The organism is Actinophytocola sp., assembly GCF_045807065.1.
Lineage (GTDB): Bacteria > Actinomycetota > Actinomycetes > Mycobacteriales > Pseudonocardiaceae > Actinophytocola.
The window spans coordinates 1-9,437 of sequence record NZ_JBJMIE010000552.1 but is presented as its reverse complement, the minus strand read 5'-3'; the positions used below and the strand labels follow the sequence as shown (position 1 = coordinate 9,437).

Annotated in this window: 8 protein-coding genes; 4 read left to right on the top strand and 4 right to left on the bottom strand. The window is 64.5% G+C overall.

Going from position 1 to position 9,437, the window contains the following annotated elements:
• Positions 1 to 211 (top strand): IS3 family transposase (locus ACJ73U_RS32255; protein WP_407781517.1); only part of this gene is annotated, 211 nt, incomplete at its 5' end.
• A 273-nt stretch (positions 212 to 484) separates the two neighbouring features.
• On the opposite strand, the gene ACJ73U_RS32250 is transcribed toward ACJ73U_RS32255, so the two are convergent.
• Both ACJ73U_RS32250 and ACJ73U_RS32245 read right to left on the bottom strand, forming a co-directional pair.
• The gene (locus ACJ73U_RS32250; protein ID WP_407781516.1) at positions 485 to 1,132 is read right to left on the bottom strand and encodes an NUDIX hydrolase; all 648 of its coding nucleotides are present in this window, start codon (positions 1,130 to 1,132) and stop codon (positions 485 to 487) included.
• Positions 1,129 to 2,271 (bottom strand): hypothetical protein, encoded by a 1,143-nt coding sequence (locus ACJ73U_RS32245; RefSeq protein ID WP_407781515.1) that lies wholly within the window; start codon positions 2,269 to 2,271, stop codon positions 1,129 to 1,131. The genes ACJ73U_RS32250 and ACJ73U_RS32245 overlap by 4 nt, the downstream gene beginning before the upstream one ends.
• A gap of 719 nt (positions 2,272 to 2,990) precedes the next feature.
• Between ACJ73U_RS32245 and ACJ73U_RS32240 the strand changes: the two genes are divergently transcribed.
• Positions 2,991 to 3,581, top strand: coding sequence for a hypothetical protein (locus tag ACJ73U_RS32240; RefSeq protein ID WP_407781514.1), 591 nt, complete (start codon positions 2,991 to 2,993; stop codon positions 3,579 to 3,581).
• Between the two features lie 8 nt (positions 3,582 to 3,589).
• Here the strand turns inward: ACJ73U_RS32240 and ACJ73U_RS32235 are convergent, their stop codons facing one another.
• Entirely contained in the window at positions 3,590 to 4,108 is a 519-nt protein-coding gene (locus tag ACJ73U_RS32235) for a hypothetical protein (protein ID WP_407781513.1), read from the bottom strand.
• A gap of 275 nt (positions 4,109 to 4,383) precedes the next feature.
• On the bottom strand, positions 4,384 to 5,790 hold the full coding sequence (ligD, locus tag ACJ73U_RS32230) for a non-homologous end-joining DNA ligase (RefSeq protein WP_407781512.1): 1,407 nt from the start codon (positions 5,788 to 5,790) through the stop codon (positions 4,384 to 4,386).
• A gap of 812 nt (positions 5,791 to 6,602) precedes the next feature.
• Here ligD and ACJ73U_RS32225 point away from each other — a divergent pair.
• A complete protein-coding gene (locus tag ACJ73U_RS32225) occupies positions 6,603 to 7,883 on the top strand; it encodes a hypothetical protein (protein ID WP_407781511.1) in 1,281 nt (426 codons plus the stop codon).
• Complete coding sequence (locus ACJ73U_RS32220) at positions 7,880 to 9,037, top strand: hypothetical protein (protein WP_407781510.1); 1,158 nt, start codon at positions 7,880 to 7,882, stop codon at positions 9,035 to 9,037. Before ACJ73U_RS32225 ends, ACJ73U_RS32220 begins: the two co-directional genes overlap by 4 nt.
• Positions 9,038 to 9,437: the final 400 nt, after the last annotated feature.

Sequence of the window (9,437 nt, the reverse complement as noted above, 5' to 3'; positions counted from 1 at the left end):
CGACAACGCCGCGATGGAGAGCTTCTTCGCGTTGCTGCAGAACAACGTTCTCGACCGGCACACCTGGTCCACCCGAGACGAACTGCGGACCGCGATCGTCACCTGGATCGAACGCACCTACCACCGCCGCAGACGCCAAACCGCCCTCAGCCGGTTGACCCCCATCGAATACGAAGCAATCATGACCACGCCAGCCAGCCAGGCTGCGTGACTACCACTGTCACCTACTCGTGCAGCAGACCCAACGTCCCGCCAACCGGCACGTGTGCCTACGTGAGCCTCAACTAATTGTAATTGTGGGATCCCGGACGAGGACTGAGGCTGTGACCGGCGTGATTGGTGGGGCTGTCCGCTTTTGCCTTCCTCGTCGTCGGTGGTCATTGTGTCGGCGATCGTGCTGTAAGCAAGGCACCGCGAGGTCCGCCTGAGTGCTTGATATGGATCCGAGGTTGTTCGGTTGATCATCCGCGGCCGGAAACTCCCATCAGATCGCAAGGTACTGCTGGCCCCTGCCGGCCTGGTCGACCAGAAGGAACACCTTGAGATAGTAGAAGTCGCGGCGCCGAACGAACGCTTCTCGGGTGATCTCAGTGCGGTACGGCACCCACTTCCCGGACTGGTATTCGATCCCGGAGGCGCAAGCGACGGTCTTTTCGCCGTTCCAGAGAGCCAAGCCCTCGCCCGTGGTGATCTCGACGAGACCCGAGACCTCGTGTTGCGAGGGCTTTAGTTCGTGGGGTGAGAGTTCCGACGCGAGCAGGAACACCCGGCAGAACTCGCGGTTGGTGAGGCCGCCGACCTTGTCGACTTCGGTTTGGATGCCTACGTAACGAAGGTCATCGTACTCGACGGATAGACCGAGCTCCTCGGAGATCTCCCTGCCACTGTCCCTAATCGTCTCCCCGGCCTGGTAGTGTCCGGCCGCAGAAATGTCCCACTGTCCAGGATGCAATTCCTTGTCCCAAGATCGTCGCTGGACTAGCACTTTCACCTCGCCGGTGGTCGGGTCCCTGCGGTAGATCCAGCAGTGCATGCTGTAGTGCCAGAGCCCGACGCGGTGGGCGAGTCGTTTCGTGGCGGTGCCCAGTGGTCTGCCCGATTCGTCAAAGACGTCAACCAATTCGTCCGTCATCGCATCGGCCGCGATGCGGAAACGTCGCCCTCGCCGGTCCAGCGGCGTAGGTCGCGGACGACCAGCCTGTCTAGCCGGTCCAAGCGTGCAATCGCCGCTTCGCGGAGCCGCTTGGAGACGCGATGACGAGCGAGTCGAGCGAAGATCGCTGCCGTTTTGGCGGCGCGCTCGATGTCGCCCGAATGTTCGTAGTAGGTGATCGCTGGTTCGACGCGGTTCATCGCTTCGGCGACTTGGACGGCTTCGGCCGTTCCCTCCGGGAATACGGCCGTTTCCCCGCGGGTGAGACCATAGTGCACGGCGACGACGTGTCCGTAGACGGCGTTTAGACCATGCTTTTCGGCCGTGCTCAGATCCTCGGCCAAGTCGATCAGCTGGCTCTCGGCCCGGATCAGGTTTCTAAGGGCTCCGTCGAGGTCGTGGGACGGTGCTATTGCGGCGAGGTGGCGGTAGCCGCGGATGAGAAGAAGCTGCAGTCCGGTCGTGCCATCAGTTTGCGAAGCGGCGATGCGTTGTTCGACCAACTCGATCGCCTCGGTGATGTGTTCGCGGGCAAGATCGTCATGACCGCTTTCGTGGTAGGCCCAGCCAAGGTCGTCCAGCAGTATCGACGCTTCGGTCTCAACGTCTTCGGCACGCTGGGCGGCGTGCAGGCAGAGACGACCTAGTTCGGCCCGCTGGTCGTGGGCGCCGAGAAGGTGCAGAGTTCGCGTGGTGTTCGCCCGCAGCGCGAGAAGCGCACGGTCCTTGTACTGTTTGTGCAGGTATTTCGCATATTCTAGTATTGCTTGGACAAGGCGATCCGCGGCGTCGTCAACCGAATCCGGGACGGGGGCGCGGGTTTCGGCGGCAGCCTGCCATCTGCCGACGCGTAGCGCGACGTGCCAGGCCAGACACGCTCCCAGCGCAAACCAAAAACCCGCCGTCGGGCCGAAGCCGGTCACCCAGCCGAGTGCTCCGCCGACGAGGTATGCGAAGGATAGGTAGTTGACAAGCCAGACAAGCGAGAGGCCCGGCTCGCGGAACTTCCGGCTTCCCCGGACGTCCACGAGAACCAGAGGGACTGTCGCCGCTAGCGCCGCTCCGACGGCCAGCGACACGTTGGTCGCCGAATAGTAGGAGGATAGGTCTCCGGCCATCAGCGCTGTCCTCTCTCGCCCGAGCGTGATATCCCGCCATGGTGCTCCCGGGTACCTCCAGACGCGACCTCTAAATGGGCGACGACCGTACCTGGGAGCCGGTCACCGCGACCCACCTCGAGCACGGCCCCACTCAGGCTGCAGGCGCCGTGCCACTTTCACCCGGCTGAGCTCGTCGTCTCGTAGCGCGAGAAGCCGACATGCTGGACACGGTCGGCAATGGCTAGGCCCGAGGCGATCGGGGGGACGAGGAATTCCGCATCCCGTGAACCCACAGGTGTGAAACAAGGTATCCGGACAACCGGGGAAAGCTCACCAGCTCCCGAAGATCGTTGTCAGCGGTCTTGGTCTTCCTGTCGATGGTTTTGAGTTCTGTAATCAGCTCGACCACCAGCCGATATCGGGTCTTGCCCACGAGGTCCCGCGGTCTGATCGTCGCGACCGGCGCTCGGGCCTGAGTGGCAGACAAGGACTTCCGCTTGGCTCGCCATGAGAGGCTGGCAGGTCTCAGTCTGCTTGCCCACGAAGGCTGGCCAGAGGAGCTAGACACGATCCGCTCATGCTGACGAGCAGATGGTTCAGCTCGGTATCAGATCCAGCTGCTCCAGGACCAAACCGATATTGAATCCTCCCTCGACGCGGGGCCGCTGCAGTCGGCCGCGACGACGAACCCGTCAGAGGCTTTCCAACTACGTAGGGTGCTTCTATTATTACTTCTTATGACTCACGCCTATGATAATCCGGGACATGAAGGACCATTGGCCGAGTTCACGGCGTTGCGACAGGAAATTGATAGAAAGATGACAAGCCAACAGCAAGCGTCAAACTTGCAGGTTACAATATCTGGCGCAGTATTCGGGTTTGTTATCACCAATCAAGACCGTGTCGCACTTCTCCTGGTGTTGCCGCTCACTACATATATGTTGTTTGGTAGATATGCAACGTATCATGCGGCAATACACGATGCGGCAACATACATCCGAGAAGTGCTAGACGGCAAGGTTCCAGGCGGCCTGGGTTGGGAACGCTGGATCCTCGACTACAAGCGACCTCGACTACCAGCGATCAGTTCAATTGATCCACTATTCATCCAGTATCCAGGCGTGGCCATCCTATCGCTGCTATGGCTGGCGCCGAAGCTATTCATCGACTCATGGCACGTGCCTGTAGGTCAACGTATCGCGCTAATCGCCCTCTGGTTTCTCGGCCTTGCTACAACACTCGTCACCATTCACCTCACCTGGCGAGTCCGGCAACATTGGATACGCGCATGGACGAAACGCTCCAAGAGTGCCACCCTCACCGACTGAAACGACAACTACATCGCACTCTTATGCCGCGGCGATCGCCTGCTCCAAGGGCGACGCTCATGCCGATGAGCGCAAGATCGCTCGGCGGTAGGATCTCCGCCAACTCGTTGGCATACACCTCCAGCTTGGTGAAGGTGATCGTGCCGTTTGTCGTCCCCGGTCGGGTCATCGGGGCGCTGTGGCCGGGCTGCTGCCGCCAGAACCTTGTCCGGGCTTGCCACGCTCTCCCGCAGCAACGGCCTTAATCCGGCCACAATCTCCGCCCAAGTCCAGGCGGCGGGCGTGCCGTCCACCTCGCGGCCGTACCGGACCAGCAGGGCGGCCACCGCCGACGTCGCGCCGGCCCGGTCGAGACTGGACATTAGCTGGTCCAGATCCTGGCGCCACTCGTCAACGAAGGAGATGTCGTCCTCGATTTCTGGGTCGTCGAGGTCATGGTCGCGGCGATTCAGGTCAGCCAGCGCGAGCACGGCGTCACCGGCTGGCAGGTCGCGCAGCGCGTCAACCCGGTGAGACTGTGTCGCCATCCGAGCCTCGCCCACACGGCTGTCGTCTGTGCAGACTGGGCGCCCTGCACCCACGGCCCGACCCTGCTACAGCCCTTGCTCACCGCCCTACTCGCCGGTAGACGGCCACAGGACTGGCAAACCCGCTTGATCTCCGCGACATCCACGGCGATCTTTCTACGCCACGCGCGAGCGGCCGCGCATGAAGACTGGAGCCGCTGGTTCCCAGACACGCTAACCACCGCATCCCCGAGCCAGTCCCATCGTCCCGGCACATGATCTGTGACTAACGTGCCTCACCAACAAGCACGCCCAACCAGAGAAAACATCAAAAAGCCCCAGATAACGCTGGTCGGCAGGTCGTCGATCAGGACGTAGTCAATGTGGTCGCCTCGTCCGCTGCGGGAGCCGCTGCTGGGTAGCCGCACGGTGTGCACCCAGTCCGGGGCGTGTCGGGGCACGTTCTTCTCGAAGAACTGCTCGCCCGCGACCCCGTTGGGGAACCGGATGAAGGTCACCGGTCGCCCGGCCAGGTGTGGCAACAGCACCAGCGCGATCCGGCTGTAGTAGTTGATGACCTCGCCTTTGCTGAACCCATCGTCGGGGTAGAGAGTCTTGTCCAGGTTGGTCAGCACCAGCCGCCGCTCGCCCACCTGCACCGTGACCCGCTGCTCCGCCACCACACCCGTCCCCTCCTCAGCGACCTGATCTAGCGGGCGGCCTAGCGTGGGGTCCGGAGCGGTGACCTCGGTTGGTTCCCGGTCCTCCCGCAATCCGCGCCACGCTGCGTGCCGCAGCCGGCGATCCGTGCGGGTGAACTGGCGGTAGACCACCTCGCCAACCAGGACGGGCTCCACCCACACTGCGTGCCGGACATCCTCGCGTGCTGGAGCGGTCGTGAACGGCCACGTCGGGCGCTCCAGTGATGCGAGCCGGGCGTGTAGGGAGCGCAGGTCGCGTTCGCTGAAACCGGTGCCCACGTCCCCGACGTACAGCAAGTCACCGCTGGTTGTGTCGTAGGCGCCGAGCAGCAGAGCGCCGAGGGTGCCGGTGCGCCGACCTTTGCCAGGGCGCCAGCCACAGATGAGGACTTCTTGGGTCTGGATCAAGGGGTGTTTGCGCCACTCGAGGCTTCGCTGGCCCGGGTGGTACCGGGACGCGCGGCGCTTGGCGATCAGGCCCTCGTACCCAGCCACTTTGGCCCGGTCCAGCAGATCAGTGGGTGTCAACCCATCGGCGGCCAGCGCGGGGTGGGTGAAGGCGGGCACCACCGCGATCCGCTCCGGATCCGGCAGCACCACTCCTTCGAGCAGCTCGCGACGCCGCTCGTACGGCTCGTCGAGCAGCCTGGTGTCACCCAACAGGAGGAGGTCGAACACGAGAAAGCGGACCGGCCAGTCAGCCACCGAAAGCCCCTGCTGGTACCGGCCGCGACGCTCCTGCATCAACCCGAACTCCGGCTGCCCAGCCTCGTTGAGCACCACCAACTCACCGTCCAACACCGCGGCACGCCCGCCCATTGCGTCGCCGAGGCCGCCAGCGAGCACCGCGAACTCCTCGGTCAGGTCGTTCCCGTTGCGGCTCGTCAACGCGAACATGCCATCCCCAGCCGCCCGCATCACGGAGCGGTACCCGTCGTACTTGAACTCGTACGCGTAGTCCGGGCTGTCGGGCAGGCGACCACCGTCCGGTGACGCGAGCATCGGTGCCACGGCAGCAGGCAGCCGCGAGCTACCGCCACGAGGTGCACGGGCCATGTCGCCTCCACCCGGACGCCCGTGCTACCAACGCACTACAAGACGGCCGGCTGCCAGGTGTCCATCTGCGACACTAACGTCTGCGCTCTCGCCATGGTGAATAGTCGCAGCTCACCAGGGGGATACCGCCTCGCTGACTCACTGGGGGACACCCGGCCAACGGCAGGGAGTCTCCAGTCAGAGCGTCGCTGGCTGGCCTGGGGACACCACAAGCGACTCATCGCTGGCCGTGGGCTCCGCATCGTCATGGCCGGCACCCGCAACCGGCGGTTGCCACCCCGCTAGGTCCAGCGTGATCTTGTCACGACAGGTAGGGCACAACACGCCGCCTGGACCTGGCGGCTGCTCACCGCACTTCCCGCAGGTACGCCCGAGCACCATCGTCTGCTCCCCTTCATCCGATCGGGTGAAACCTGGCAAGCCCGAGGATCCTTGCTCGCGGTCGGAGCGGAGATGGCCTGTCGAGCCGACCAGCCGCATGCTAACTCACCTCCTGGCACACTCGTTCGATTCTGCCCGTGTCGTCGCACGTCAGCACAGCAAGTGTGAGTGTTGTGACTGTGCTGGTCGAGCCCGTGGGATCCGCCGCGCCGAGACGCGTGGCAGCTGCTCAACTGGTCGTCACCAACGACATAGAGTCGCCGTCTCGGCAATGTGTGCCCCGCCTCGCGTCGGCCCGGGGAGCGCGAGGCCGAAAACCGGCTGAACAGGACCATTGGGCCGAATAGGCTAACCGGGTCGGGTTGGAAAGGAGCGAGATGGAACCGTTCGACGAGGGCCTTCGCTGTCAGGACATCCATGCCGGTCTCCGCAACATCCACCCGAACTCCGGCAGCTTGACCCAGCTGGCCGAGACCCAGTTGATCGGCATGGCCGCCAGCCTCGCTGCCCTCATCCGAGGGCAGGACGTCATCAACAACGCGCAGGCCCTCCGGGCCGTGGCCGCCGAGCAGTTGGACGTCAACCAGTACGCGTTCGACACCGTCATCCAGGCCCTGGTCGACGTGGAGTTCGTACAGGGAGTGCAACTCACGGACGGCAGGATCGCCCGCTTCACCGAGAACGTGCCCTACTACGACGACCTGTACGCCGAACTCGGCAAGGCCTGGCGAGCACGGCGGCCCAATGAACTCGAACAGCAGATGGTGGCGCTGGTCGACAACCTCGCCGACGCCCCGGTGCCAGTCGAGGAACTTGCCGCGCGGATCGGCTTGGACACCGCCGCCGTCCCCACGCTCCTCGAGGTCGGTGCTCAGGCCGAACTGGTCAAGAGGATCCCATTGCTGGACGGGGACGTGGTGTACTCGCCCTTCTTCGGGTTCGAGAACCCGGAGGTCGTCGGCGACCTGGTCCGCGACTACGGCCCAGCTGAGATCGCGGACGCGTTCGCCGCATTGCGCGGAGAGCAAGGCATGCCGGTGACAGAAGCCGACCGTGTGCTGCAAGACGCCATCGCCCGCGGCCTTCTCCTCGCCCCGGCCGTGGAGCTGCCGACCAGGACCTTGCAGCCGTTCGCGGCCCTGCCGTACACGCTCGACCGGGAGCTGCTGCGCGGGCGAAAGCCAGTTCTGGAGAAGGCGCTCGCGGTACTCGCGTGCCTGCGATGCGGGCAGCACTTCGGTGGCTACTCAAGCCTGCCCGCCAACGCGCTGGTCAACGTGATCGACAAGCTCCTCGATCCCCACCAGGGGATTCTCCAGCCGCACAGCTCGCATGAGCGGCAGTACCGGCTCATGCACCAGGCCGGCATCATCGCCTTCGCCCCGGACTCGAGGCCCGGAGGTACCTGGGTACGTCCCATGTTCATCGACACCGAGGACAACCGCGAAGCGCTGCGGATCGCGCGTGACCTGATCACACACGGCGAGCAGGTCGCGGGCCGGGTCGGCGACGAGCAGGCACGGGCCGCGTTGGTACTCGGTCAGCCCTACTCTGCCCCCATGCAGACGACGTACCGGCTGCGTGACAAGGCCAAGGTGTCGCCCCGGCAATGGCAGGCCGTTGTCGACGCGGCTCTGGGGCGAGGACGGATCCGATGAGCGAAAAGGACCTTGGCCTGAAGGTTGCCTCGCGCCGGCTGCTGTGGCGGATGGGCTACACAACCCGCCTGGACGTGCAGCTCCGCGGCGCGTGGGGACCGGCTCAACCAGAGGCCACGAAGGACCGAAGCCGACGCTCCTCACAACCGGAGTCGTTCACCGACCTGGACGTGCTGGGCATCAATCTGGCCGGTGCACGCCTGCACAGCGCGATCGTGGACTGCAAGACCACGGCCGGAGGCTCGACCGGCCGGGTGTTCTGGGTGCGCGGTGTCGGCGACTTCTTCGACGCCGATGACGCCTACATGGTGCGTGAGTCGGTCGTCACCGACGCCGCCCGACAACTCGCCACCCGGCTGGGCGTCACCACGCTGACCAGCGCAGACCTCAGTCGCCTGGAGGACTTCCACCCCTGCGAGGTGCCACTCGACGCCACGCCGATGTCCTACCTGTTCGACGTGTCGAGCGCGGCTACGGTGCTCGCCGCGTTCACCGGCTTGGACAAAAAGCTCAAGCCGTTGCTCGACTACCGCGAGTTCGGTTACTGGCTGTACGACGAGTACCGCAACCTGATGCAGCTGGTTGAGCACCTTCGCGAGTGCGCGGACCAACTCGATCCGCGTAACCCCCGACACCTCGCTCTGGTACTCGACCTGACCTGGCTGTACCTGGTCAGTCTCTGTCACGCCATCCACAACATCCGAGCCGCGCATGTCTCCGACCCGGACCGTGGACTGCGGGAGTACCTCTTCGGCGGCGTCGTCGGCCTGCGCGAGAAAGAACAACTCTCCGGGCTGCTCGCGAGCCTCCGCGACGGCGGAGCGTTGCCCACCGAGGTCCGAGTCGATCCCCTCCCGACGTACTACTCCAAACTCCGCGAGCTGGTCACCAGGGTCATGCGTCGACCAGATCGCGTGCTCCCTGCGCTACGGCTGCTCGAAGTGCTCACCACCGTCACCGCACTAGCCCAACGCGTAGAACCAGCCGACCTCGGCTCCCTGCACGACGACCTCGCCGCGAAGCAAGCTGCGGATGTCCTGCAGTTCTTGGTGGGCGCCACTGGCTTGAACGATGGCTTCCGAACCAGGGCACGGTCGCTTCTCTTTGGTGAACCTGTGCCAGGAACGCCCGAACAGATGACCATTCCCACCTGACGGGCCGACGGACCTGGGCCGACCAAGCCCGGCGCTGGTCGTCACGTCGGGCGCAGTTCAGCGGGTACGCCGACGGCGAAATAGTAGGACGTAGGTGGGATGCCTGCGCCGTCGTCCTGTTCCTAGCACTCAGGAACCGGCAGCCCCAAGCATTGTCTTGGTGTGCCCGGCAGCCGTTCTTGCTGCCGGGCACACCAACCTGTTACTTCAGTGGCCCCCAGGGTGGGCTACCAGACGCACCAAGAGTCCGGGACTCGCTCAACGTACCGGCTATCCGCGGTCACCCAGCCCGCCGCGGGGTCACTGATCTGGGCGCGGTACCGGCCGTTCTCGACACCGAAGCTCTTGAACCGCCGCCCATAGCCCAGGTTGGGCGGCGAGGACTTGTCGTGGCCGGTGG